The following is a 25,782-nucleotide window of genomic DNA, read 5'->3' as shown; positions in this document are numbered from 1 at the left end:
ATCAGCTGGCAAGTGCGGTGGGAATAACAGGGCGAACACAGTTACGTCCCGCATTTTTAGCCGCATATAAGTGCTGATCTGCACGTTCAAGCAAGGCATCTAATGTCTCGCCTGGCTTGAATTGGGCGACACCTAGAGAGGTGGTAATCGGGCGTAAGCTTTGTCCGGTTTTCTTGTTGGTTAGGTTGAGTCGACTGATGCGCACACGTACTTCATTGGCAAACTTAGCCGCTGTTTGGATATCAGCATTGGGCAGTAATAGCGCAAACTCTTCCCCACCAAAACGGTAAGCTTGGGCGCCTTGGGCCTGGGCACAACTTAGTTCAAGAGTGCGGGCTACCGATTGAATAACTTTATCACCGAGCAGGTGACCGTATTCATCGTTAAACGGTTTGAAGTGATCGATGTCCAGTATCACCAAGCAAGTATCTGTTGCTGAGGCTGTATAAATGGCTAAGTCTTCATTGAACTTACGGCGATTGTTAATTTCCGTGAGTCCGTCTTTGAACATCTGTTTTTCGGTTTCTGCAATCTTCTCTTTCAGCGCTTGAATCTCTGCATTCTGCTTCTCCAACTGAGAGCGGTAATGCTCCGTCTTATCCATAAAGTCACGAGCAATTGACACTATCTTATGCGCCGCAGGCGCATCTGATTGAGACGCCTCTTGCGCCATTATTTTAATGTCTTTGGAAAGCGTTTGATTGAAGTCTTCAGCGTCACTCATGGCATTTTGTGTGGAGTGTCCCATCGACTTCACTACTTGATTGATATTGCTTTGCATCTCCAGCAGTTTATCTTCTGCTGCGTTGGTGATGAACTCATCCAGCAGTTTATCGCACATAAGGCTATCACACTGACCAAGGCGTTTGATGATGTCATCCATACGTTGATTCAGCTTAGGAATATCACCAGTCGTATAGTTGTACCAAAGAGTGTAATACGGTGGCGTGATCGGGACGTTGTTCTTCACCATCATTGGGACGGTTAGGCGAAAGTACTGATTTACCTTAGAGGCAGAAAGACTCATAACAGTAACGATTCCTATATCGATGAATCAGAAAAGAGCAAAAAATGCGCATGAATTTTAACACGAAGCCACTAATTAGCTCATGCAGCCTCTTAATCTATATCAATGTTTTCACAACTAAGCGTCGATACAGCCAGTAATTAGGTAATTTTATGTAACCGGATAGGGTTAGGAAGAGTGGTAGGGCTGATCGTTTGTAAGACGTATTGCCCCTTTAATCAGTTTAAACACTGACCAAACCCAAACGCCTAATAAAATCAGGTAGCCAACAAAGAAAATGGCGAGCACAAATCCGATCACGCTCATGATCAGCCCCCACCAGAACACGCCAGTAATATTTTGGAAATGATCGTAAAAAACAGAGCCTTTGGCGTTACTGGATTTGGTCATGGTCCAAACCGCACCTACCAGCCAGAAAATACCGGTGAAAAGGCCAAGCAACATAAAGCCATAAGCAATCAATGCATCTCGTTTCGCTTGATCATCATGGGGCGTCATCGGAATCTCATTCAAATCCATATGCTTTGGCCTCTTCGAAGATGGAGTTATCCCAACTCTATCACGCAGTTAAAAGCGATCACAACGCGGTCTTTCTGACCGAAGTAAGGCAATGCAGAGTGCTTCAAATAAGATGGAAAAATCACTACTTGGCCTTCTGTCGGGGCAAAGTCCCAGAATCCCTGACCACCTAAATACGCCGTGCCAGGATCGGCATAGTGTTCAGCGTTAACGCGAGGGTCATAAAAGCGGTTGATACCATTACGCTGTTCTAGATTAGCTTCACCTGGATCAAGGTAATAAATGCCGCACCAAGAGCAGTTTGGATGGGAATGGGCATCGTGGTAACCGCCATTCTGAGTAATGTGATACCAAGACTCAATCACATGAGCATAGGCCTCAGCGTCTTCAGGCCAGTGCTGATGATTCACCTCAAACGCCACATCCGCGATCAGCTCTTCCACAACGCGGCGTAGTTCCATGACTTCTGGTACTTCGTCTTCTAAAAAGTCTAAGCGACTCTCTGATAGATTGTGTTTCGCCAAGACCGCCACTTCACTGTCTACGGCGTTTTCTTGGGCTTGCTGTCGCTGGTAAATATGTGCCAGCAGGGCGTCTTTTAAAAACTCGTGGTCTGGTAACTCGATAACAAACAGCGGTGTGGTCCAAGCCTCAATGGCTTCAATGGTAGGGGATTCCATCAATGTGTGCTCATGCATAAAGAAAGCGCCATTGTAGCAGAGATTGCCTAAGATTCAGACGCGGCTAGCCACTCGATAGCGTCCTCGTATTTCTCAAATGCGCGCCTCTCACCTTTGATAAACCAAGCGCCGATTTGAGCGGCCATATCCTGCCAAGATTTATGGCCGTAGATAGCGATTTTATCGATGTTGCTGCCCATCTTCATACCCAGACGAAAATCATCCCAAGCGGCGCGTAGCTCCCAGCCTTCAAAGTCAGTAATGTCGACTAGAATTTTAACCTTTGGCTGTACAATGGCTCGCAAGGCACCGATCAGCATCGGCGTGATGCTCTGATAGTCTTCGTGTGTTAAGGTTCCGGACGCTTTCATGACCACCATCATTTGCTGATGATGGCGCTCAATACCGACTGAAACACCATGGATAGTATGAGACATATGATTCTCCAAGCAGAGCTGTTTCTGTCACTGTAGACCAGTTTACCCTCATTCGCCGGGTGTTGGACAAGAGTCCGGTCAATTAACCAGCAAATGTCATGATGGCGCGCGTCCATGTCCTGCTAGCATCGGCATGATCTTCATTCACTGTTTGCGTTAAAAGGTTATTATCATGCAGCCATTAGCAGGATTGCTAACACAGTATTTCGGCTTCGATCAGTTTCGCGAAGGACAGCAACAAACGATCGAGCAACTTTTGGCAGGACAGTCGTCTTTGTCGGTGTTTCCCACTGGTTCAGGTAAATCCCTGTGCTACCAATTTACCGCCACTCAGCTACCGCATTTGACCCTAGTGATCTCCCCCTTGATTGCATTAATGCACGACCAGTTGGCATTTTTGCAAAGTAAGGGCATACCCAGTGCGAGCCTTGATTCGACGCAAAGCAAAGAAGACAGCCAAGCGGTGATGCAACAGGTTCGTAATGGGCAGATCAAAATTCTGATGATCTCGGTCGAGCGTTTTAAAAACGAGCGATTTCGCCGTTTTATTCAAGGCGTACCGATTTCCATGTTGGTGGTGGATGAAGCACACTGTATTTCCGAATGGGGCCATAACTTTCGCCCAGATTATCTGAAGCTACCGCAATACCAGCAGGAGCTGAACATTCCCTTGGTTCTATTATTGACGGCGACTGCTACTCGTCGAGTTCAAAAAGATATGGCGTTGAAATTTCATATCGCCCCTGAACATATCGTACAGACGGGCTTCTATCGTCAGAATCTTGATATCGATTTGATCTCAGCTCAAGGGCAAGATAAACAAGTCTTACTGCACCAAGTGCTCAACGACACCCAAGGGGCGGGTATCGTCTATGTCACGCAGCAGAAAACCGCTGATGATCTGGCGGCCAGTTTGCAGCAATCGGGCTACTCGGCGGTGTCTTATCATGCTGGGCTTGGTAATGAAGTGCGCGCTGCGATTCAGAACGACTTTATGGCTAGTAAAACGCGCATTATCGTTGCCACCATTGCTTTTGGTATGGGCATCGATAAATCCGATATTCGCTTTGTCGTGCATTACGATTTGCCCAAATCCATCGAAAACTACAGTCAGGAGATTGGCCGCGCGGGGCGCGATGGCCAACCGAGCCGTTGTGTGATGTTGGCAAGTTTAGATGGTCTACATGTATTGGAAAACTTTGTCTACGGAGATACCCCTGAGCCCCATGCTATTCAAGCCCTGCTGCAAGAAATCTTCAATAACACCATCAATGGCGAGTGGGAAACCCAAGCCTACGGCCTGTCGATGGCTACCAATATTCGGGCTTTGCCACTGAAAACCCTATTGGTTCAGCTTGAGTTAGCGGGCGCGATTGTGCCCCGTTACAGTTACTACAGCGATGTAAAACTGAAATGGAATCAAAGCCTTGATCAGATTGGTCAAGCTCTGAAGCCTGAACAACAAGCGATCTTTAGCCACATTGCCCAGCGGACAGCGTTTAAGAAAATCTGGGGTGTGCCTGATTTTGAGCGCTTGCATCAGCAAGGTTTAGAGCGGGGGGCTGTACTAAGTCTGCTAGAACAATTGGCTGATCGAGATTTGCTTACGTTGGAAACCAAAGGGCTTACTGACGTCTACGGTGTGCGCTCCGAGCTGCTCACCCCTGCGTTGGCTGAAGAGCTGCAGCGTTACGTGGAGCAAAAGCAAACCTCAGAGATTGAGCGTATTGCGACCATGATTCGTTTTTTTGAATTGGATCGTTGTTTGAACCATAACTTAGCCCGTTACTTTGGTGATCAACAAGCGCCTGAGCGTTGTGGCCATTGTTCTGTATGCCGTGGCAAGGTGCTGTCATTGAAGGAAAACAAAGACTATCAAATGGTAGATAGTCTCGCTAATGACATGCAAGCGGCCAAACTTTGGTTGCTACAAAAGCTACCGCAGAACCAAGTCACGCCCGTGTTACTGGCGCGCTTTATGGCAGGGCTGACGCAGCCAGTGTTTACTAAACTCAAAGCGCGTCAGCGACCAGAATTTGGCAAGTATGAAAACACGTCTTATGAAGAGATTCTAGAAATGGCGCAAGTGCACTGAAAAGATAGGTGTAAAATGGCGAACTACGCCATTTTACACCTTGTAGTAAACGTTATTTAAAGCTTGAAACAATGCTGTCGTATTGACCGCTGGCTTGTAACTTCACTAATGATTGATTAAAGGCATCTCGTTGCTCTAAACCATTTTCAGTGGCTTTAGAGAACATGACAAAGATTTCCTGTTCGTTAATCGGTGGTTGCACAATAGACAGTTCTGCGCTGTCTTTACCGATTTTCTTAGCCAGAGCCTTAGCTACATCGAAGTTACCTGCGTAGAAATCCACCTCTCCATCAAACAGAGCTTGTACTGCTTCTTGCTCTGTTTCAAAGGTTTTCATATTCGGGAACGGATGCTTATCGAATGCTTCGCCAACAACGGAATTTGCAAGTTTGCTGATACGGTACGAATTTAATTCATCAAATGACTGAATAAATTGAATATCAATACCATCACGTTTCACTAGTCCTGTGAAGACACTGTAAATCGGTAATGAGTAATGATAATTCTTGGTACGTTCCTCCGAGTAGTAAGCACCAACAATCGCATCTTTATTGCCAGCCAGTACGTCGTCTAGAGCTTTAGTCCAAGCCGTGAACTCAAGAGTGTAATCTGTGCCGGATGACTCCGTTGTTTGTTTAACAATCTCAGCAAGCACACCATGCCTATCCTCGTTTTCACCGATAAAGGGTGGCCAGTTTAGAGTGGTATAGTGCACTTCTTGTGCTAACAGAGGAGCGGACAACACTAAGCCTGAAAGAAGTAGTAAACTTTTAATTTTTTTCACAATCTCTCCTAGTTTCTTCCCAATTGCTTGAATATATTTCAAAAAAAACTCAAGAACTACTTATTAAGTCATATTTTTTGTTTGTTTTTTGTACTTTTTAATCAGGGAGGCGTGATTTCTCCTTGGTGAAGAACGCTGTGTATGTCATCGAGATAGGCGCTAACAGAGCATTCCAGTGATACACTTGCGCCGTCTTTCTCCATTACTAACACGGTGCTTGTTTATGAGTTTCTCCACCCTAGGTCTTCATGCGGATTTACTGTCAGTCCTCGACACGCTTGGCTATCAAATGCCAACGCCGATTCAACTCACAGCGATCCCAGAAGTGCTAGCGGGGCATGATGTGATGGCAGGGGCGCAAACGGGAACGGGTAAAACGGCGGCGTTTGCGTTGCCTTTAATCCAGCGTCATTTAATGCGAGAAACGTCTGAAAAAGCCATTCGTGTGTTAGTGCTTACTCCGACACGAGAGCTTGCTCAGCAAGTACATCAAAGCTTTGTTAAATACAGCCAAGGCTTAGGTCTCAATGCGGTAGTGGCTTACGGTGGCGCCAGCATTAATCCACAAATCGATGCATTAAACGCAGGTTGCGATGTGTTGGTGGCAACCCCTGGGCGTTTGTTGGAATTGGCGATGAAGCAGCTGATCGACCTTAGCACAGTCGAAACACTGGTGCTGGATGAAGCCGACCGTATGCTCGATATGGGCTTTATTATCGATATCGAGCGCATCCTAAAACGCCTTCCTGAAACGCGCCAAACGCTATTCTTTTCTGCGACCTTTAACGATGAAGTGTTTGCCCTTAGCAAAACCATTCTGAATCAGCCAAAGCTGATCGAAGTGGCGGAACGCAATGCCACCGCAGCCAAAGTTGAGCAACGTTTCTACGAAGTGGATAACAAACGCAAAGCGGGTTTGATTGCCTACTTGATTGGTTCAAAAAACTGGCAGCAAGTATTGATCTTTACCCGTACCAAACAAGCAGTGGATGACTTAGTCAAAGAACTTGAGAAAGACGGCATCAGCGCCGCTGGAGTACATGGGGATAAATCCCAAGGTGCCCGCGACCGTGGCTTAGAAGAATTCAAAATGGGTCAAGTGCGCGCCTTGGTGGCCACCGATGTAGCGGCCCGAGGCTTGGACATTCAGCAACTGCAATACGTGATTAACTTCGAGCTACCGTACAACGCCGAAGATTATATTCACCGTATTGGTCGAACAGGCCGCGCAGGACAGGAAGGCTTGGCGGTCTCCCTAGTGTCTGCAAAAGAGAAATACCTACTAGAAGACATCGAAAAGCTCACTGGCGAGCACTTTGTGCTGCAATGGATGGAAGGCTTCGAGCCGAATATGATGGCGCAAGAAGAACAAGCCAGCCCGAAACGCAAACCGTCGAAAAAAGCTCTGCGTGCCAAAGCCCTAGGCCAAGGCGGCGCGAGCAAACCGAAAAGCGGCAAACCGCGCCGTCGTTAAGACATTCGCGACTTTCTGATTGTCCTCAGCTACAAGGCCACCTAGTATGTGGCCTTAACCAACCGAATTTTAAAAGAAGAGACACACCATGGAACTTGATATCCAGACTAAAACCTTCGCCGGCGTAGAGCTTCAAGTCACCGTGGTGGAAGGCATCGGCTACTTTAACCACGCACAACTGCTGGATCTAAGCGATCGCATTATGACCGAAAAAGCCAAGATTACATTCGTGGACATCGCCGAAGCCCAAAAGTACCTCGACGACTACCCAGAAATGTTTGCCGAAATGCGCGAATGGAGCCCAGAGCCGGGCATCGCTGCTACTGTTAAGCTGGGGTGAGGTATCTAAAGTATCGAAGTGACTTCAATAAACCACTTCGGTTCCATTTCAAAAAAGTCCGTGCGGATATTGGAGTCTAGATAGGCGGCGGAGTCGAGTACCATGGCTTTGCCGTCGATGCGTTTAAAGACGACCCAGTGCCAGAAGTTTTTGCCGTTTTCTTGATGGTGTTTGATTGCTAGTAGAGCGGTGTCGGGTAGGCTGTCCCACAAAGTGAAGGGGATTTCATCGTCTGAGGTCGTTACGCCTGCATTGTTTAACAGGGTACGCACATATTGAGTATCTGACCAAAGCGCGGTGTCATCGGCGTAGATGCCTAAACCATTGGCGATGGCTTTCATCTCTGAGTAAGTTTTACCTAGGATATTAGCGACTGCGGCGATGCCACAACCAGTGGTTTCTTCTTGTACTACAGGTGGGGTCATACTCTCTTTCTTCTCGACGATTTGCTAAGAAAGAGAGTAGCGGATTTGGTAAGTGAAAGTCCATTTAAGATGCCATCACCCAGCTGGTTGCATCTTCTTTGCGCTTAAATACTTTGAGATTTGGTGAAATCAGCCAACTGAAAGTATTGATCATCAACTTGTGCCAACGGTTTTGCCCATAGATGGCAATACGGTCAAACTCCGAACCAATTTTCAAACCATGCAGTAGCTCGTTCCAAGCGCTTCTGGCACTGAGCCCTTTCAATTCACTTAAATCCACGAATAGGGAAATTTTAGGCGACTGAATAGCATAAACAGCGGTTTCCAACATGCCAGAAAGCTTTTTAAAGTCCTTGCTACTAGGACGGCCTGACGGCTTCATGTTTACTACCAAGGTGTCTCGGTGGCGCTGAATATCTAATGAAATAGTGTTGCATTGATTGATCATGGAGTTCCTCTCCGGTATGTGCATTACGATAGGAGTAATGTAAATCAAAACCTCGATGGGGAAAGTTGATTAGCTCAGCATCAATTGTCAGCTCACAGGGCAATCTGGAAGTGTTTTGTGTGATTTGGTAGGAAATACGAACGAAAGGGATTCTCAAGTCGGCAAAGCATCAAGAAATGAACGCTTTGCTCGATATCGGGAGGAAAAGCGTTACTGTGTCAGCAACGCTTTTACGAAGTGAAAATTAGTCTTGAATATGGCGAACGGCAAACACACCGTAGCCCGCGACCACTAGGAAACATGCTGCCGGTACAAGGTATGACACGCTGGCACTGAAGGTATCGATCACCGCGCCTTGGACCATTGGCATAATGGCACCACCGAGGATCGCCATCACCAAGCCTGCTGAGCCGAACTTGGTGTCTTTCCCCAGACCATTTAAGGCAATGCCGTAAATGGTTGGGAACATTAGAGACAAACACGCCGAGATGCCGACAATCGCCCAAACACCGCTAATATCTGACGCTTGTGCCGCGTAAGCACATAGCAAGGTGCCAGCAAAGCCCAATATTGCCAGCAAGATCGTTGGACGGAAGATACCGATCAGCCAAGTCATGACAAAACGTGAAACCAGAAACAGAATCAAACTGTATTGCAGATAGTCCGCAGCGCTGGCTTCACTGCCGCCTAGCGTCTCTTGTACATATTGTATGGTAAAGGTCCAAACGCAGGTCTGCGCTGCTACGTTAAAGAACTGTGCCACCACGCCCCAACGATATTGCGGTAGTTTGAGTAGGCGTTTTAACGTCGGGATAAAGCCATCGTGTTGCTCTTGTTCATGGCTCACGCCCGCGTTCTCCACGCGAGGGACTTTCACAAAGGCAATCAGTAACCAAATAATCAACAATACCAGCGCCATGCCCACATACGGGGTCATTACGGCTTGCAACTCTGCGGCGCGGACGGCATTCAAGGCATCTATCGTCATGGCTGCGCGCTCTTCTGCCGTGGCGGTATTCAAGTTCGGTAGGATCAATACTGCCGCTAGGAAGACACCAATATTAGTTCCTACTGGGTTGAAGGCTTGTGCCAAGTTCAAACGACGTGTGGCGTTGTGTCGTGGCCCCATGGCCATGACAAAGGGATTGGCCGAGGTTTCCAAAATCGACAAGCCCGCCGCCATAATAAACAGCGCCGCAAGGAAAAAGCCGTAAGTCATCGACAGACTGGCTGGATAGAAGGCTAATGCCCCCAAGCAAGCCAATCCAAGCCCCGTCAAAACACCTGTCTTGTAAGAGAAACGTACGTTAATAAAGGCCGCAGGCAACGCCAAACAGAAGTAGGCGCCATAGTAGGCAAACTGTACCAACGCCGATTGGAAGTTGTTCATGGTGAAAATCTTACTAAACACCTTCACCAGTGGGTCGGTCATATTCGCCGCCACACCCCACGCTGCAAAGCAGGTGATGAGAAGAATAAACGCCAAACGCATATTGGCGTATACGAATGGCTCGCGCTCATTAGCTTGCATAGGAAACTGCCTTTATCTTGTTCTTATTGCTGAAAGTGTCCGGCACACTTGAGCCAGACGAATGCATGAAGGCAGCACCTTAGAGCGTGATTACTGATGAACGATTAACAGCCGTGTCGTAATTTGCAAATAATGTGTAATAGCATCTTAAGTGAAAGACAAAGCGCTATTCTGAAGCGACCTCTAGCGCTTGCGCGTAGAACGAAGAATAATTGCTTTGTCTTGAACTCTGCGGATTTACTTAAAAGAAACCGACGTTATTTTTTAGCGGCCTCTAGCGCTTGCGTGTAGAGTGAAGAATCATTGCTTTGTCTTAATTTCGCAGACTTGATTGAGAGAAACCAACGTTATTTTTTAGCGACTTCTAGCGCTTGCGCGTAGAGCAAAAAATAATTGTTGGTTTCTTTACCCCTGATGACCCTGCGCAATCCCCACAGCAAAAACTCAGCAAATAAATATTGAAAGGTCTATGCTGAAGGAAACAACAACAGGAGCGCAGTATGAAATTCGGATTAGTCGATCGCCAAGGGTATGTTCCGGACATGAATTACGGTGACGCAGGCAAAGAGCTTGCGTGTTTTGTGCCATCAGATTACCACTTTGAGCAAGTGTCCTATGTCAATGGAGAAGGGGAAGTCAAAGTCGACGGTCATGTGTGGCGTTTCTTCTTTACCCAAGAGGGGATTGGTGCTGAATTGATGGGAGGCATAGTCACTCTTCATGAAGCGCAAAAATTCCTACAAGATGTGAAATCCCATATTTGGGGCGATCAGCATCAGCAAGTACAAATTTTCTTATCTGGTGTAGCGCCAGATTAATCGCTGCTAGTGTGACCGTTATTACAACGAAAAAGACCGACTAAATTAGTCGGTCTTTTTGTGTTTCATTATAAGTGTTAATAACTTAGGCACTTATCCACTTCGTTTGCTGCGCCTAATACCACCGCTACACGCTGGTGAATGCCTTCTGGCTGGATATCTAGAATACGCTCAGTGTGGGTGAAGGCTTTACCGCCCGCTTGCTCAAGCAGCATACCCATTGGGTTGGCTTCGTACATCAAACGCAGCTTACCTGGTTTGTTTGGATCTTTCTTATCCCAAGGGTAAATAAAGATACCGCCACGACATAGAATACGATGTACATCACCCACCATTGCTGCGACCCAACGCATATTAAAGTTCTTGCCACGTGAACCGTCTTTACCCGCTACCAAATCATTTACGTAGTTTTGCATGGCATCAGACCAGAAGCGCTGGTTCGACATATTGATGGCAAACTCTTGCGTCTCTGGATCGACTTTCACATTTTCACGGGTCAGAATGAACTCGCCTTGCTCAACGTCTAGGGTAAACATGTTGACGCCGTGGCCCGTTGTAAACACCAACATAGTCGATGGGCCGTATAGCACATAACCTGCCGCTACTTGGTTTTTACCTGGTTGCAGGAAGTCGGCTTCCGTTGCTGGTTCACTACCTACCTGTCGATAGATGGAGAAAATGGTTCCCACCATAGAGTTGATGTCGATGTTTGATGAGCCATCCAGTGGGTCAAAAGCAATCAAATATTCGCCATCTGTATTCGCTGGGACAATATCGTCTTCTTCTTCAGAAGCAATCGCGCGTATTGCTGGAGACGCTAGCAAAGCACCTTTAAGCATGTTGTTAGAGATCACATCCAGTTTCTTTTGCTCTTCTCCCTGTACGTTCTCATTGCCTGCCATACCAAGGATGCCGGCTAGGGAACCCTTCTTAAGAGCGCTAGAGATTTCAATACAAGTTTGGGTTGTGACTAACAATACTTCCTGCAATGATGCGGATGAGACATCCGACGCAAGGAACTGAGATAGGCTTTGCATGGCATAGGGTCCTTTTTATTTATTCGTCTATTTGAAATTATGCCACCCCCTTGGTTTCGCGTCAGCCAAAAAGCCAATAAATATGAGTCGAAGGCTCGGCTCATTGATAAAGAGATGAGAACACTATGGATTACTTACTGCACTACTTAAAATTTGATGGCCAAGGTGGCGCTGAGCGCGTGGCGCAATTGCCCACAGAGATCCCTGAAAGTGGTGCCCATTGGGTACATATCGACTGCTCCAAGGACGATGGTCGAGACTGGCTTGATAATATGGTTGATATCCCTGATGCGGTGGTGGATGCGCTGTTTGCCGATGAGACTCGCCCCCGTACTGTGAAAATGGGCAATGGCGTGTTGGTGACGTTACGTGGGGTGAACTTGAACCCTGATTCTGATCCCTCCGATATGGTGTCGTTGCGCTTGTGGGCAACGCCGCACTTTATTGTCTCGACCCGCCGTCGTCGTTTGTTATCCGTGATGGAGCAGGTAACCAACTTAGAGCAGGGGGAGGGGGCTGAAAACATCGCTGATTTAGTCGCGACCTTGACTCATACTCTAACGGCTCGCATGGCGGGTGTTATTGATGGTTTGGAAGATACCTTAGGTGAGCTTGAAGAGGAGATGAGCGAACAAGTCTCCCCTGAGCAGCGCACTATCTTGGTAGACCGCCGATTGCAGACGGTACGCCTACGTCGTTTCCTTGTACCGCAGAAAGAAGCCATTTCGCGCTTGGCAAGTGAGATGCAATCTTGGATGACCAAGGAACAGTTGGCTCATGTTCAAGAGGCTGCCAACGATATCACTCGTTATGTAGAGGCTTTAGAGTCACTTCGTGAGCGCTGTTTGTTGATGCAAGAGGAGTTTGCCAACCACCAAGCGGAGAAGATGAACGCCCGCATGTACGTGCTGTCGATCCTATCCGGTATCTTTATGCCGTTAGGCTTCTTAACAGGCTTATTTGGTATTAACGTTGGCGGTCTGCCTGGTGTTGAGAACAATAGTGCGTTTTGGATCTTTGTCGGTGTCTTGATCCTGATGGGCATCGGCCAATATGTGGTGATGCGTAAGAGCCGCTGGTTCTAGTTTATTAGTTCTGCTGGTTATTTTGAGAGCTAGCCCCAGCCATTATTTTTCGCTCTACGCGCAGCGCTAGAAGTCGCTGAAAAATAACGCAGGGCTCTATCTTGATAAGTTGGGGGAGCTGCAAAGGCGAGTTATACAGTAGGCTAGGCCTCAACAATTATTTTCCGTTCCACGCGCAAGCGCTAGAAGTCACTGGAAAATAACGTTGAGTCCTATCCTAATAAGTCTGCTTAATGCTTTACACTTCTATCTTGGCTACAGGTTTCACTTTCATGGAGGAAAGTCATGATTAATATAAATAACTTCATTTCACGAAATTCACTTCAAAGTACCGGAGTGGCTCAAAACAATGCTGGCGATACTGTAGAAAAAGTCGCTTCATCTGAGTCGCAGAGCACATCCGGTCCTAAAATTTCTACGCTTGCCCAGCAACTCAATGAAGCCCAAACCCGTGTCGATGCGCGAGATGAGAGTCTTGATCGAGAGGCTTTAGCGGATAAAGCAAAGTCACTTAGGAAACAGATTACTGGGTCAACTTATTACCAAAATAAAGCCAAACATGATGCGGAAGTGCCCGATACGAATGATCCGGCTCATTTAGAGCGGGCTAAGCAAGCTACTGCTTTTACCAATGGCACAGGGGCTAATCCTTTTTCGAGGCTTGCCCCAGACCAGCTGACATTGATTATTTATGATGAAAGCGGCACGTTTACGACCAATGAGAGACGAGCAGCCCGTTTAGAACAGAACGAACAACGTTATGCTCGGGAAGTCGCTATTTCTAATGAAATCATGAGGCAATGGGAGCAAAAGAACGGTGATATTAGCGAAGCACTAGAAGGTATTATGGAGCATTACAATAATGTTCCTCCCATTGAGGAAGCGCAGCTGCATAGTAATTGGAGACAATACCTGGAAAGTAATATTGCTCACGCAAAAGCCCAAGGTAACCAATCTCAGCCTCAGCTCCTAATTCCATCTTTATTTGAAATGCTGTTTAAACAGAATTCAGACAGTGAGGATGAATAAGTTTCAACCTGTAAAGGTAAGAAGTCATTGGGAATAGTGTTTGGTTGATAACAAGTTCTATATTCACGGAAGAAAGTCATGATTAATATAAATAACTTCATTTCACGAAATTCACTTCAAAGTACCGGAGTGGCTCAAAACAATGCTGGCGATACTGTAGAAAAAGTCGCTCCATCTGAGTCGCAGAGCACGTCTGGCCCAAAAATTTCTACGCTTGCCCAGCAGCTCAATGACGCGCAAACCCGTGCCGATGAGCGAGATGCGAGTCTTGATCGAGATGCTTTGGCTGATAAGGCTGATTCACTTAGAAGTCAGCTTTCTGGATCTAGGTACCAACAAAATAAAGCTCGACATGATGCTGAAGTGCCCCAGACAAACGACCCGGCTCTTTTAGAGCGGGCTAAGCAAGCCACAGCATTTATCAATGGGAACGGGACTAATCCTTTTGCGAGGCTTGCCCCAGACCAGCTGACATTGATTATTTATGATGATAGCGGCACCTTTACGACCAATGAAAGACGAGCTGCTTTATCAGAACAGGGCGATCAAGAATATGCTTGGAAAGCTGCGGTTGTTGCAGAAATGGAGAGGCAATGGAGGCAAAATAATGGTGACTTCAGCGAAGCTTTAGAAGGCATTAAGGAGCATTACAACAACCTTCCTCCCATTGAAGAAGCTCAAATTGCTGGTAATTGGAGGCAGGACATAGAAAACAATATTGCTCACGCAAAAGCCCAAGGCAATCAGACTCAGCCTGAACCCCAAATCCCATCATTCTTTGAGATGCTTTTTAAACAGAATTCAGACAGTGAGGAAGAATAGGTCTGTGAATACAGCTAATTTCGTATTGAAGCGACTAGGTCTCAACAATTATTTTCTGTTCTACGCGCAAGCGCTAGAAGTCACTGGAAAATAACGTTGAGTCCTATCCTAATAAGTCTGCTGAGGCTTAGAACAATTGTATTAAGACAGAGACCAATTTCGTTTTGAAGCGACCTCTAGCGCTTGCGCGTAGAGCGAGAAACGAGAATTGGTCTCAGGCTATCTGAAGAACTAAGCCTTAAGTGTTTTCACGCCAGACTGAGTGCCTAGCAACAAGACGTTTGCAGGGCGTGCAGCGAATAAGCCGTTTGTCACCACGCCAACGATTTCGTTGATTTGGCTTTCCAGTTTAATTGGGTCAACGATCTGCATGTTGTACACGTCTAGAATGTGGTTGCCATTATCTGTGACAACACCTTCACGGTACACTGGGTCACCGCCAAGTTTTACTAGTTCACGAGCCACATAGCTGCGCGCCATTGGGATCACTTCCACTGGTAGTGGGAAATCACCAAGTACTTTTACCAGCTTAGATTCGTCTGCGATACAAACAAACTCTTCTGATACCGCTGCCACGATTTTCTCGCGCGTTAGCGCCGCGCCGCCGCCTTTAATTAGGTGAAGATGATCGTTAGACTCATCTGCACCGTCTACATAAACGCGAATAGAAGACACAGAGTTCAGGTCATACACAGGGATGCCGTGACCTTTTAGGCGATCAGCAGAAGCTTCCGAACTTGCTACGGTACCGTCAAATAGATGTTTGTGTTTGGCCAATTCATCAATGAACATGTTCGCTGTTGAACCGGTACCTACGCCGACAATGGTGTCTTCTTCAAGTAGCGGGAGGATGTATTCCACCGCGGCTTCAGCGACTGCTTGTTTTAATTCGTCTTGCGTCATGCTGGATAAACCTGTGACTGTGATTGTGTTTGAAAGTTGCCCTAAAGGGTGAGCTCATTATAGTCAGTTCCCCCGTGTTTTGTTACCCCTCTAGGACGAAGTTGCCGAGTTCTGCTAAAAAGCGGTCAAATCCAGCCCAAGGCTTTGCTCATCAAGGGTGGAAGGGGTATATTGCGTGTTCGTTTTTAACCGAGTTACTAGTTGAGTTACCCCCGCAAACGCCGATTCTAGGCGTGCTTTGGAGAAAAAGCAGGAATGTATATGCCTCACACGATCATCAAAAAAATTCTACAGGCGCCGGTATACGACGTCGCAGTAGAAACACCCGTTTCCCGTGCTACACAGCTGTCTGAGCGCACTGGCAACGATATTATTTTGAAGCGAGAAGACCTACAGCCAGTGTTCTCGTTCAAGATTCGTGGCGCATACAACAAGATTATTCAGCTTTCTGAAGAAGAACGTGCCAAGGGTGTGATTGCGGCCTCAGCCGGTAACCATGCTCAAGGTGTAGCGCTCGCGGCGAAAAAGCTAGGCATCAAAGCGACCATCGTCATGCCTGCGACGACGCCCGATGTAAAAGTTAACGCGGTGCGCGCACGTGGTGCGGAAGTGGTGTTATCGGGTGATGCCTTCGACGCGGCGTTTGCGAAGTCACAAGAAATTATGGCCGAAACGGGCCAAGTGTATGTGCACCCATTTGATGACATCGACACCATTGCGGGTCAAGGCACCATCGGTATGGAGCTTTTACGTCAGATCGAAGGTGACATCGATGCGGTGTTTATCCCTGTGGGCGGTGGCGGTTTGATCGCTGGTGTGTCTGCTTACATCAAATACCTGCGTCCAGAGATCAAAGTCATTGGTGTGGAACCAATCGATGCTGCGTGTTTGAAGATTGCTTTAGACACTGGCAAGCCAACTCGTCTATCCACAGTCGGCATTTTCGCTGAAGGCGTTGCTGTAGCGGAAATTGGTAAGAACACCTTTGAAATTGCCAAAGATTGCGTTGACGAAGTTATCACGGTGAGCACTGATGAAATGTGTGCCGCGATCAAAGATATCTACGATGATACGCGCTCGATCACAGAGCCAGCGGGCGCTTGTGCGCTAGCGGGTCTGAAAAAATACATCGAACGTGAAGGTGCGAAAGGCCAACGTTTGGTGGCAATCAATTCGGGCGCCAACGTTAACTTCGACCGCTTACGTCACGTATCTGAGCGTGCAGAGCTGGGTGAAAAGCGCGAAGCCATCATTGCCGTGCGCATTCCTGAAGCACCTGGCAGCTTTAAAGATTTCTGTCAGGCGCTAGTGGGCCGTTCAATCACCGAATTTAACTACCGTTACAGTGATGAAAAAGAAGCTGTGATCTTCGTCGGTGTCGCGCTCGGTGGTAGCCCGCACAGCCGTGAAGAGCTGCTACACGATCTAAAAGACTACGAAATCGTCGATCTAACCGACGACGAAACCGCTAAGGTTCACGTGCGCCATATGATCGGCGGTCACTTGCGTAGCGACAAAGGTGAGTTGCTGTACAGCTTTGAATTCCCAGAACGTCCTGGTGCTTTGTTGAAGTTCCTTAATACACTGGGCGGCCAGTGGAATATTTCCATGTTCCACTACCGTAACCACGGTGATGCCTACGGTCGTGTTTTGGTTGGACTACAAGCGGTCGGTGAAGAGACCGATGTGACGCGTTATCTAGACGAGTTGGGCTACCCTTATCAAGACGAAAACGATAACCCAGCGTGTAAGCTGTTCTTTCGCTAAATAGACGAAAATCGGTTATCATAGCGCCAACTTCTAATGACACTTTAACCCTCTGGTGAAGCTGGCATTTAGCTAAGACATTTGTTGATAAGTGACTTGGCTAGATGTCTTTTCTTCAGCAGGGGGTTCTGTATTTTCAAATGGGTTTCTTGTGAATATTCAAACGCTTTTAAATCAACGTATTCAAGCGGCTATGGTCGCATCGGGTGCGGCGGACGATGCGCCAGCATTGGTTCGTCAGTCAGCTAAAGTTCAATTTGGTGATTACCAAGCCAATGGCATCATGGGCGCGGCCAAGAAAATTGGTACCAATCCTCGTGACTTCGCTGCCAAGGTGTTGGAGCAATTGGATCTGTCTGATGTAGCGGATAAAGTCGAAATTGCAGGCCCTGGTTTTATCAATATTTTCTTGAAAAACGTATGGCTGGGTAGCACGCTGGAAAGCTTGCGAGACAGCGATCGTTTGGATGTTGCCACAGTAACGGATCCGCAAACCGTGGTAGTGGATTACTCTGGTCCTAACCTAGCCAAAGAAATGCACGTAGGCCATCTTCGTTCAACGGTCATCGGTGATGCGGTTGTACGTACCCTTGAGTTCTTGGGCCACAACGTTGTGCGCCAGAACCACGTGGGCGACTGGGGCACTCAGTTTGGTATGTTGTTGGCGTACATGGAACGTTTGCGCGAACAAAATTCTGAAGTGAGCATGGCGCTGTCTGACCTTGAAACCTTCTACCGTGAAGCGAAAATCTGCTTTGACGAAGATGAAGCCTTCTCTGTTCGTGCTCGTGAGCTGGTGGTATCGCTACAGTCTGGCGATGCGGAGTGCCTAAAACTTTGGAATGAGTTTATCGAAGTGTCTCTGCAGCACTGTGAAGAAACCTACCAAATGTTGGGAGTGTCTCTTTCTCGTGCGGACGTGAAGCCAGAAAGTGCTTACAACGACGATTTACCAAAAGTCATCGCTGACCTCGATGCACAAGGCCTGATCAAAGAAGACCAAGGCGCGAAATGTGTGTTCCTAGAAGAATTCGCCAATAAAGACGGCGATATCACACCGATCATTGTACAAAAGACGGGCGGTGGTTTCCTTTACGCGACCACTGACTTAGCGGCGCTGCGTTACCGTCAAGGTACGTTGAATGCGGACCGTGTGTTGTACTTTGTCGATGCGCGTCAATCGTTGCACTTCCAGCAAATCTTTACTTTGTCGCGTAAAGCGAACTTTGTGAAGCCTGAAACCAGCCTAGAGCACATGCCGTTCGGTACGGTAATGGGCAGTGATGGTAAGCCGTTTAAGACCCGTTCTGGTGGTGTGGCGAAACTGTCTGCGCTGCTTGAAGAAGCGCAAGAGCGCGCCTTCCAATTGGTCGCGTCTAAGAACCCAGACATGCCTGAAGACGAGCAACGTAACATCGGTCGCGTAGTCGGTGTCGCATCGGTTAAGTATGCTGACTTGTCTAAGAACCGTACTTCTGATTACGTGTTTAATTGGGACAACATGTTGAGCTTCGAAGGCAACACAGCGCCTTACTTGCTGTACGCATACTCTCGTGTGGCAAGTATTGTTCGTCGTTCGGAAATGGACGTGGCGAACTTCAAAGCGCCGATCAGTGTTGTCGAAGAGCAAGAACGTGCTTTGGCCGTGAAGCTTTGCCAATTCGAAGAAGCGATCCAGCAGGTGATCAACGACGGTATGCCGCATTTCTTGTGTGCTTACTTGTACGAACTTGCGGGCATCTTTATGAGCTTCTACGAAGCCTGTCCAATTCTAAACGCCGAAGACGATGTGAAATTCAGCCGCCTACAATTGGCGTTGAATACCGCGTCTACCTTGAAGCAAGGTCTAGAACTGCTCGGTATCGAAACCTTAGAGCGTATGTAGTAAGCCAAGCGTTTCGCAATAAACAAAAAAGCCTGAGCATGACAACATGCTCAGGCTTTTTCTTGTCAGATAGCCAACTTGCGGGCTTATTCGGTAATCATAATCGGTGTTAGGTTGTAATGTGCGGCAGCTTTGGCGAGACGCCCGTCTTGTTTGATGTCGCTGACGAATTGATCGACACGTTGTAGCCAAGCTTGGTCGCCTTTGGCAACCGCATAGGCATACTGGAACTGCTCTGTTTTACCCGGCGGTGCGATCAATTTGGCCCAATCGTAGATATTGATCATCTTTTGACCGTAAGGGTAGTCGGTGATAAACACATCGGCACGTCCTGATAACACTTCACCTTCCCGCTCATTTGGTCGCAACACCGTGGTCAATGTGGCATGCTTGAGGCTCTTGCGCATGGCATTTTCCATGTAGGTACCTTTTTGCACGCAGACAATCACTCCTGTTTGGTCCATATCCGACCAACTGCTAATCAAAGGATGTTGCTTGGTGGTGACCGCGTACATATTGCTGGCAAGATAAGGCTGAGTAAAGTTAATGCGTTCACGGCGAGCTGGCGTGTCGCCCACACCGAACATGGCCACATCGCAGTTCCCTGCCTCTAAGTCATCCATAAAACGGCCAAAGTGAGTTTTTACATAGTTCACTTGTACGCCTAAGTCGTAGGCAAGAGCTTGGCTGAGATCGATATCAATACCTTCTAGCTGCTGGGAGCGCGGACTCAAATAAGTGATGGAAAAATAGTCTGGCCAGATACAAACATTGAGCTCTCCTTGCTCTTGTATCGCCAAGAGAGTTGGACTTTGCTGCGCCATCACTGAACCAGTGAATAGTACAAGAAAGCTGAAAAAGACAGCACTTGCTTTTGTTCTTAACGACATACGTCAACACCTCAAAACAATTTAAACGATAAGCTACGCTTATTATGCTGAGTTATGAATTTTTTAAGCTGATCTAGGTTAATAACATTGCTAAAACGACTATCTAATTTTGTCCAACGTCAAACCGTGGTGGTGGTCTGCACCCTCATCGTTTTGACGGTGATGACGATCAGCTTACAAAGTCTGCTCGGCCGCGGTCATGAGCGGGCGTTAACGGAACAGTCATTAACCAGCGCAACCTTAGTGTACGCGATAGAAGATTCGGTGGTCCGTGCGACTCAGGCGGCGGTTGGCGCACTGGAGACGCTGGCAGCGAATGTCTTAGAGCGCCCACCAAACACGCTCGCTATTTTAAAGGACCGTTTATTACGTAGCTTGCCTCAATTGCGTAGTGTGGATTTCGTGCCTCTGGCAAAGGCCAAAGTATGTACCCAGCGTGTGTCCAATATGGAGACTTTATTTCTACCGCCACATCCAGGACGCTTTTGGGGCGATACGATTAATATGGTCGAATTAAGCTACTGGCCGATTTGTGTTCCCTATCGATTACAGGGCGAAATCGTGGGCTACGTCATTGGCTCAGTGAACCTGAACTACTATAAAAGTCTATTCCAGTCGGTTGTCAGCAGTCATCGCGAAGCCTCTATGTACCTATTTACTGGTGAAGTCGTATTGGGGGATGCCGATGCGCTCAATGATCAGCGTCGAGAGCAAATTATGGCGCGCTCTTGGGGGGAGGTTAGAGAACAGAATGAAAAAGGACATTATTTAGACAGCTACCGTGCCACGTCATTTTATCCATTAGTGATTTCGCTGCGCTCCTATAATGAGGATGCGCTGGCGAATTGGCAGAATGACGCACAAGTGGTGCGTACTATTTTTTCTATATTGGCGTTCGTACTGGTCTTGATGCTGGTGATGTATCTGATGTTTCAGCATAAACGAGACAAGATTCAGGGTGATAATTTTCTATTGAGTATGGCGATTCGCAGTGCGGCCAACGCCATCTTTATTACCGATCCTAAAGGTCATATTGAATGGGTCAATGACGCGTTTGCTTCACTCACGGGGTACAGCCTAAAAGAAGTGCGTGGTCATACGCCTAGAATTCTTAACTCGGGTGTGCATGAGCGGCCTTTTTTTCAAAGTCTGTGGCAGACCATTTGCCAAGGGCAAAGTTGGCGCAGTGAGTTAGTGAATCGACACAAGGATGGACATTTGATTACGGTGGAACAAACCATCACGCCAATTTTAGACAGTAAAGGTCAAGTGGAATATTTTATTGCGGTTCACGAAGACATTACTGTGCGCAAAAAAGCCGAGCAACAAGTGCTTTATATGGCACAACATGATGACTTAACTGGACTAGCAAACCGTCGCTACTTTGAACAATGCTTGGAAGAGTGCGTATCTAATCGTCACTATGGCGCAATCGCGTTGATGTTTATTGATTTGGATCGCTTTAAAGAAATCAATGACACTCTAGGCCACGATGCTGGCGATGTGTTGCTTAAACGAGTGGCGAAAAAACTGCGTGCTTTGATGCCAGAGGATGCGTTGTTATCGCGTCTTGGTGGCGACGAGTTCGCTTTATTTATTCACCCAGCCATGCAAGAAAGCCAGATACATTATTTGGCGCAAAGCATTGTAAATGCCATTGCTCAGCCGTTTGAATATAAGGAAACCACATTCTCCGTGAGCTGTAGTATTGGCGTCGCCTTGCATGACATTGCAGAGATTGATGCCTCTTCCTTGTTACGGCAAGCGGACTTGGCCATGTACCGCGCCAAGCATTCAGGTAAGAACACGTATCGCTTTTTTGACGACTCAATGGATGAAAGCATGCAACGTCGGGTTTCCATTCAGCGCAATCTTGAGCAGGCGTTAACCGATCCTGAGCAGCTGATGCTGTATTATCAGCCGCAGATTGATAGTCAGACCGGTGCGGCTTACGGTGCTGAAGTGCTACTCCGTTGGTATCGTCAAGGTGAATGGATATCGCCAGCGCTATTTATTCCGATCGCAGAAGACAGCGGTCAAATAGTCGAGTTGGGGCGCTGGATTATTGATACGGCACTGCGTCAGTTAGCGGACTGGCGCTCTCGTCACGTGCAGGTGGGGAAGCTTTCGATTAACTTATCGGCGGTACAGCTTTCCAATTCAGATGTGGCGCTGGAATTGATCACGACCATGAAGCGTTATGGCATTCCTTATAATGCGGTTGCGGTGGAGTTTACTGAAACCACTTTGATGGTGCGTTCGGCACAACTGGAGCGAAATCTACAGACGTTGCGTCAGCACAATATCTCAATTGCTATTGATGACTTTGGTACCGGTTATTGCTCGTTAAGCTACCTGCGAGAGCTGGAGGCGAATTATCTCAAAATTGATCAATCCTTTATTCGTGGCATTGGTGTCAATGAGTCCGATGAACACATTATTTCGGCGACCATTGCGATGGCAAAAGGGCTGCGTATGAAAGTGATCGCGGAAGGGGTGGAAACAGAAAACCAAATATCTTATCTCACCAATCTAGACTGTGAGTACTTACAGGGGTTTGGTTTTGCTCGGCCTATGTCTGCCGCGAATCTGGAAAGCTGGTTAGCTCAGGATAGGCACACTCAAACGTTATTAGGTGGTCATGCAGTAAAAACAGTGTGAGCCGATCTATTTGAAGAGATGTTTTAGTCGAACAAGAAAACTGTAAGTCTAGCGTCAGTTTTTTGAAAATGTTGACGGCTTGATAAAATTTATACTTTTACCAGTTCTCGGGGCTTGTTAATGTTCAGCCCTTCATAAAACACAATGGACTGATATTATGTATCGCAAGCTTCTTATTGGCCTTGGTGCCACCTTCTCCGCTATGACATTTGCTGCGCAAGAGCGCCCGGATCTTGGCAGGGTTGTTTACAACTACGAAGGGTGTGGTACCCCGATCACAGTATCTGTGATGCGTGTTGGCGAAAAATCTGCAAAAGATTTCCTTGTACGTATTTCGGGTGTAGACACTGATATTAATGATCAAGCGATTATGTACAAAGCTGAGGATATTGATAGTGGTGCGCTTAAGTACCGTATGATTAATAAAGCCGATGGTGCTACCCAAAGTATGCTGTACTTTGATGGTACAGATCGCCATTCTAAGCTATACATTCCGGGCTATGCTGGCCTGTACACGCCAGAAGGTAAATTACCTAAAGATCTAAACTACGAACTGTGCTTCTCTCATGGTTCTTATGATCAACACGAATTTTACCGTTTATACGAAGTGCAAAGTAGTCGTAAGTAATATTAATGGAAACGGTATAAGCCAGCATATGCTGGCTTTTTAATGAAGCTCTTTAGTCTTTAGGTAGTAGGGATAGAGCTCAAAGGCGAAATGCTTGATAGTTTAGCTTCGCTTGCGCTCCGCCAGTTTTAACTTAGCCTCAAAGCGTTCGATCTGCATGCCTAAACGTTCTGTTTCATCAACGAAGTGATCAAACTCGATTTTGCTCGGCAGTAGTTGGCTGTTGGATTGTAGATAGTTCACCAGTTGCACGCGGGCATTGGTGGTCAGCTCTTTGGTGATTGACCATTGCGTGCGAATCAAGCGTGCAAAGGTGGCCGCTGCGAGGTCACCGACTTTGTCGGCGAGGATGCCCTCCCAATCAAATTCAAAGCCTTGCATGACTTTGTGAAGTGTCATCAGTGCTTGCGCGTTACCGCGAATGCGTAGGTCGCCATCAAAGAAACCATCGCCTTCAAGCAGTTTACGGTACGCGCTGCTCGGGCCTTTTACATGGGTATCAAGCTTGGCATCCAACTCCACCTCTTCCATGCTTTCAGGGCGATCGAGCATGACGCCTTGTTCGAGCACATGAATCTGCAGAATGAGGTTAAAGTCCTCTACTTCTAAGAAGATCTGTTGGCCAGCCAATTTGGCGAGATGACGCTGTGACGGTGGATCTTGCTTGAGGGCATAATTCACCGCGTGCTCAATAGAGCCAAGGGCCGCAAGGCTAATTGTCATGGGTACGCTCGTTCGTTAGACAGTCAGTTAGTGAACCTGATGGATTTGGATCGCAGAAGAGTCGCGTGTGCGGCCTTCTTTTTCTAAGCGATCTAAGTACATCTGCCATAGCTCATCATGGTTTTTACCAAGGTTGTACAGGTAATCCCAAGAGTACAGACCAGAGTCATGGCCATCGTCGAAGGTGATCTTCAACGCGTAGTTGCCCGCCGCTTCGATGTTCATGATCATTACATTGCGTTTGCCATGTTGCAGAATCGGAATCTGTGCTCCATGACCGCGGACTTCCGCTGACGGTGAATGCACGCGTAAATATTCAGCGCTCAGGCGATAGTTCGAGCCATCGGAAAACGCCAGCTCCAGTTCACGGGATTGTTTATGGTAGTGAATTTTTGTTGGAACTAGCGTTGCCATGGTGCGTCTCGATCTATTTCAAAGGGTTATCAAATTACAAAATGTACTGGCTAAGGTCTTCGTTGTCCGCCACTTCGCCAAGTTGCTGGTTAACGTACTCGGCCGTGATATCCACCTGTTGACCATCTGGCATATCACTCGCTGAGTAAGACACTTCTTCCAGCAAACGCTCTAGTACGGTGTGTAGACGACGGGCGCCGATGTTTTCGGTACGTTCGTTTACTTGGCAAGCGATCTCGGCGATGCGAGTAATGCCTTCGTCAGTGAAGTTTATGTTAATGTTCTCCGTCTTCGCCAGTGCCACGTACTGTTTAGTCAAAGAAGCGCTGGGTTCAGTCAAAATACGTTTGAAATCGTCCACGGTTAGCGCATTTAGCTCAACACGAATTGGCAAGCGACCCTGTAGCTCAGGAATCAAATCCGATGGTTTAGATAGATGGAAAGCGCCCGATGCGATAAATAGAATGTGATCGGTTTTGATCATGCCGTATTTGGTGCTGACGGTACAACCTTCAATCAATGGCAATAGGTCACGCTGAACACCTTCACGAGACACTTCACCGCTGGAGCGTTCGGAGCTTTTCGCGACCTTATCGATCTCGTCTAAAAATACGATACCGTGTTGCTCAACGGCTTCCACCGCGCGGGCTTTCAGCTCGTCTTCGTTGACTAACTTCGCCGCTTCTTCATCGCGGATCTGACGCAGTGCATCTTTGACTTTGAGCTTACGTTTTTTCTTACGGTCGCCGCCCATGTTTGAGAATAGGCTCTGCAACTGGCTGGTCATTTCTTCCATGCCCGGTGGGGTCATGATTTCCACGCCCATTGGTGCGTCCGAAACCTCAATGTCGATTTCTTTGTCATCCAGTTGGCCTTCGCGTAGTTTTTTGCGGAACGCTTGGCGAGTGGAGCTGGATGCGGACTCTTCTTCAAACCCACGAGCTGGTGGCAGTAAAGCATCTAGGATGCGATCTTCTGCCGCGTCTTCTGCTTTATGCTTCATACGCTCGGTTTCTTGTTCGCGCAGCATTTTGATCGACGTTTCCATTAGATCACGGATGATGGAATCGACATCGCGACCCACGTAACCGACTTCAGTGAATTTTGTCGCTTCAATTTTGATGAAAGGTGCGTTAGCAAGCTTGGCTAAACGGCGCGCAATCTCAGTTTTACCGACACCGGTTGGACCGATCATCAGGATGTTTTTAGGCGTTACTTCTGCGCGCATGTCATCAGGAAGTTGCATGCGGCGCCAGCGGTTACGTAGGGCAATCGCCACCGCGCGCTTAGCGCTTTGTTGGCCGATAATGTGTTGGTCTAAGGCATTGACCGTTTCACGTGGGGTCATGTTGCTCATGCT

Annotated in this window: 25 protein-coding genes; 11 read left to right on the top strand and 14 right to left on the bottom strand. The window is 47.5% G+C overall.

Going from position 1 to position 25,782, the window contains the following annotated elements; translation table 11 throughout:
* Position 1: 1 nt before the first annotated feature.
* The 4 genes from ASC49_RS15070 to ASC49_RS15055 all read right to left on the bottom strand — a co-directional run bounded on the left by ASC49_RS15070 (position 2) and on the right by ASC49_RS15055 (position 2,663).
* The gene (locus tag ASC49_RS15070; protein ID WP_055464077.1) at positions 2–1,027 is read right to left on the bottom strand and encodes a GGDEF domain-containing protein; all 1,026 of its coding nucleotides are present in this window, start codon (positions 1,025–1,027) and stop codon (positions 2–4) included.
* A gap of 168 nt (positions 1,028–1,195) precedes the next feature.
* A complete protein-coding gene (locus tag ASC49_RS15065; protein WP_055464076.1) occupies positions 1,196–1,546 on the bottom strand; it encodes a DUF4870 family protein in 351 nt (116 codons plus the stop codon).
* 26 nt (positions 1,547–1,572) lie between these two features.
* Positions 1,573–2,244, bottom strand: a complete 672-nt coding sequence (locus ASC49_RS15060) for a TIGR02466 family protein (protein ID WP_055464075.1) — start codon at positions 2,242–2,244, stop codon at positions 1,573–1,575.
* 29 nt (positions 2,245–2,273) lie between these two features.
* The gene (locus tag ASC49_RS15055) at positions 2,274–2,663 is read right to left on the bottom strand and encodes a SpoIIAA family protein (RefSeq protein WP_055464074.1); all 390 of its coding nucleotides are present in this window, start codon (positions 2,661–2,663) and stop codon (positions 2,274–2,276) included.
* 172 nt (positions 2,664–2,835) lie between these two features.
* On the opposite strand from ASC49_RS15055, the gene ASC49_RS15050 reads away from it, so the two are divergent.
* The gene (locus ASC49_RS15050; RefSeq protein WP_055464073.1) at positions 2,836–4,758 is read left to right on the top strand and encodes a RecQ family ATP-dependent DNA helicase; all 1,923 of its coding nucleotides are present in this window, start codon (positions 2,836–2,838) and stop codon (positions 4,756–4,758) included.
* Positions 4,759–4,810: 52 nt separating this feature from the next.
* On the opposite strand, the gene ASC49_RS15045 is transcribed toward ASC49_RS15050, so the two are convergent.
* Complete coding sequence (locus ASC49_RS15045) at positions 4,811–5,542, bottom strand: substrate-binding periplasmic protein (protein ID WP_055464072.1); 732 nt, start codon at positions 5,540–5,542, stop codon at positions 4,811–4,813.
* Positions 5,543–5,765: 223 nt separating this feature from the next.
* Between ASC49_RS15045 and ASC49_RS15040 the strand changes: the two genes are divergently transcribed.
* Together ASC49_RS15040 and ASC49_RS15035 are read left to right on the top strand one after the other, a co-directional pair.
* The gene (locus ASC49_RS15040) at positions 5,766–7,016 is read left to right on the top strand and encodes a DEAD/DEAH box helicase (protein WP_055464071.1); all 1,251 of its coding nucleotides are present in this window, start codon (positions 5,766–5,768) and stop codon (positions 7,014–7,016) included.
* A gap of 88 nt (positions 7,017–7,104) precedes the next feature.
* Positions 7,105–7,356, top strand: coding sequence for a hypothetical protein (locus tag ASC49_RS15035; RefSeq protein ID WP_055464070.1), 252 nt, complete (start codon positions 7,105–7,107; stop codon positions 7,354–7,356).
* Between the two features lie 5 nt (positions 7,357–7,361).
* Here the strand turns inward: ASC49_RS15035 and ASC49_RS15030 are convergent, their stop codons facing one another.
* From ASC49_RS15030 to fucP, 3 genes are all read right to left on the bottom strand, one after another.
* Positions 7,362–7,781 (bottom strand): hypothetical protein, encoded by a 420-nt coding sequence (locus ASC49_RS15030; protein ID WP_055464069.1) that lies wholly within the window; start codon positions 7,779–7,781, stop codon positions 7,362–7,364.
* Between the two features lie 64 nt (positions 7,782–7,845).
* The gene (locus tag ASC49_RS15025) at positions 7,846–8,229 is read right to left on the bottom strand and encodes a SpoIIAA family protein (RefSeq protein WP_055464068.1); all 384 of its coding nucleotides are present in this window, start codon (positions 8,227–8,229) and stop codon (positions 7,846–7,848) included.
* 244 nt (positions 8,230–8,473) lie between these two features.
* The gene (fucP, locus tag ASC49_RS15020) at positions 8,474–9,760 is read right to left on the bottom strand and encodes an L-fucose:H+ symporter permease (protein WP_055464067.1); all 1,287 of its coding nucleotides are present in this window, start codon (positions 9,758–9,760) and stop codon (positions 8,474–8,476) included.
* A gap of 500 nt (positions 9,761–10,260) precedes the next feature.
* On the opposite strand from fucP, the gene ASC49_RS15015 reads away from it, so the two are divergent.
* Positions 10,261–10,578 (top strand): hypothetical protein, encoded by a 318-nt coding sequence (locus tag ASC49_RS15015; protein WP_055464066.1) that lies wholly within the window; start codon positions 10,261–10,263, stop codon positions 10,576–10,578.
* A 77-nt stretch (positions 10,579–10,655) separates the two neighbouring features.
* On the opposite strand, the gene ASC49_RS15010 is transcribed toward ASC49_RS15015, so the two are convergent.
* Positions 10,656–11,615 carry a class 1 fructose-bisphosphatase gene (locus tag ASC49_RS15010; protein WP_055464065.1) on the bottom strand — a complete coding sequence of 320 codons (960 nt, stop codon included), beginning with the start codon at positions 11,613–11,615 and terminating at the stop codon, positions 10,656–10,658.
* Between the two features lie 125 nt (positions 11,616–11,740).
* Here ASC49_RS15010 and ASC49_RS15005 point away from each other — a divergent pair, with 125 nt between their 5' ends.
* From ASC49_RS15005 to ASC49_RS14995, 3 genes are all read left to right on the top strand, one after another.
* Entirely contained in the window at positions 11,741–12,700 is a 960-nt protein-coding gene (locus ASC49_RS15005) for a zinc transporter ZntB (RefSeq protein WP_055464064.1), read from the top strand.
* A 285-nt stretch (positions 12,701–12,985) separates the two neighbouring features.
* On the top strand, positions 12,986–13,729 hold the full coding sequence (locus tag ASC49_RS15000) for a hypothetical protein (RefSeq protein ID WP_055464063.1): 744 nt from the start codon (positions 12,986–12,988) through the stop codon (positions 13,727–13,729).
* A gap of 78 nt (positions 13,730–13,807) precedes the next feature.
* Positions 13,808–14,551, top strand: coding sequence for a hypothetical protein (locus ASC49_RS14995; RefSeq protein ID WP_055464062.1), 744 nt, complete (start codon positions 13,808–13,810; stop codon positions 14,549–14,551).
* Positions 14,552–14,782: 231 nt separating this feature from the next.
* On the opposite strand, the gene rpiA is transcribed toward ASC49_RS14995, so the two are convergent.
* Positions 14,783–15,454, bottom strand: coding sequence for a ribose-5-phosphate isomerase RpiA (rpiA, locus tag ASC49_RS14990; RefSeq protein WP_055464061.1), 672 nt, complete (start codon positions 15,452–15,454; stop codon positions 14,783–14,785).
* A gap of 261 nt (positions 15,455–15,715) precedes the next feature.
* Here rpiA and ilvA point away from each other — a divergent pair, with 261 nt between their 5' ends.
* Together ilvA and argS are read left to right on the top strand one after the other, a co-directional pair.
* Positions 15,716–17,221 (top strand): threonine ammonia-lyase, biosynthetic, encoded by a 1,506-nt coding sequence (gene ilvA, locus ASC49_RS14985; protein ID WP_055464103.1) that lies wholly within the window; start codon positions 15,716–15,718, stop codon positions 17,219–17,221.
* Between the two features lie 151 nt (positions 17,222–17,372).
* On the top strand, positions 17,373–19,106 hold the full coding sequence (gene argS, locus ASC49_RS14980) for an arginine--tRNA ligase (RefSeq protein ID WP_055464102.1): 1,734 nt from the start codon (positions 17,373–17,375) through the stop codon (positions 19,104–19,106).
* 86 nt (positions 19,107–19,192) lie between these two features.
* Here argS and ASC49_RS14975 read toward each other — a convergent pair whose 3' ends face one another.
* Positions 19,193–19,996, bottom strand: a complete 804-nt coding sequence (locus tag ASC49_RS14975) for a substrate-binding periplasmic protein (protein WP_072242131.1) — start codon at positions 19,994–19,996, stop codon at positions 19,193–19,195.
* Between the two features lie 87 nt (positions 19,997–20,083).
* Between ASC49_RS14975 and ASC49_RS14970 the strand changes: the two genes are divergently transcribed.
* On the top strand, positions 20,084–22,657 hold the full coding sequence (locus tag ASC49_RS14970; protein WP_055464060.1) for a putative bifunctional diguanylate cyclase/phosphodiesterase: 2,574 nt from the start codon (positions 20,084–20,086) through the stop codon (positions 22,655–22,657).
* A gap of 157 nt (positions 22,658–22,814) precedes the next feature.
* On the top strand, positions 22,815–23,285 hold the full coding sequence (locus ASC49_RS14965; protein ID WP_055464059.1) for a hypothetical protein: 471 nt from the start codon (positions 22,815–22,817) through the stop codon (positions 23,283–23,285).
* Positions 23,286–23,387: 102 nt separating this feature from the next.
* On the opposite strand, the gene ASC49_RS14960 is transcribed toward ASC49_RS14965, so the two are convergent.
* The 3 genes from ASC49_RS14960 to hslU are packed head-to-tail and all read right to left on the bottom strand — an operon-like array spanning position 23,388 to position 25,779.
* A complete protein-coding gene (locus ASC49_RS14960; protein WP_055464058.1) occupies positions 23,388–24,008 on the bottom strand; it encodes a ubiquinone biosynthesis accessory factor UbiJ in 621 nt (206 codons plus the stop codon).
* 27 nt (positions 24,009–24,035) lie between these two features.
* Positions 24,036–24,422, bottom strand: a complete 387-nt coding sequence (locus tag ASC49_RS14955) for a gamma-butyrobetaine hydroxylase-like domain-containing protein (RefSeq protein ID WP_055464057.1) — start codon at positions 24,420–24,422, stop codon at positions 24,036–24,038.
* A gap of 34 nt (positions 24,423–24,456) precedes the next feature.
* Positions 24,457–25,779: an HslU--HslV peptidase ATPase subunit gene (gene hslU / locus ASC49_RS14950; protein ID WP_055464056.1), complete on the bottom strand. Its 1,323-nt coding sequence runs from the start codon at positions 25,777–25,779 to the stop codon at positions 24,457–24,459.
* Between the last annotated feature and the right edge of the window lie 3 nt (positions 25,780–25,782).

The sequence above is a fragment of the Marinomonas fungiae genome (assembly GCF_001418205.1).
GTDB classification, from domain to species: domain Bacteria; phylum Pseudomonadota; class Gammaproteobacteria; order Pseudomonadales; family Marinomonadaceae; genus Marinomonas; species Marinomonas fungiae.
The sequence above is the reverse complement of the archived record's forward strand: the minus strand, read 5'-3'. Positions and strand labels throughout refer to the sequence as shown.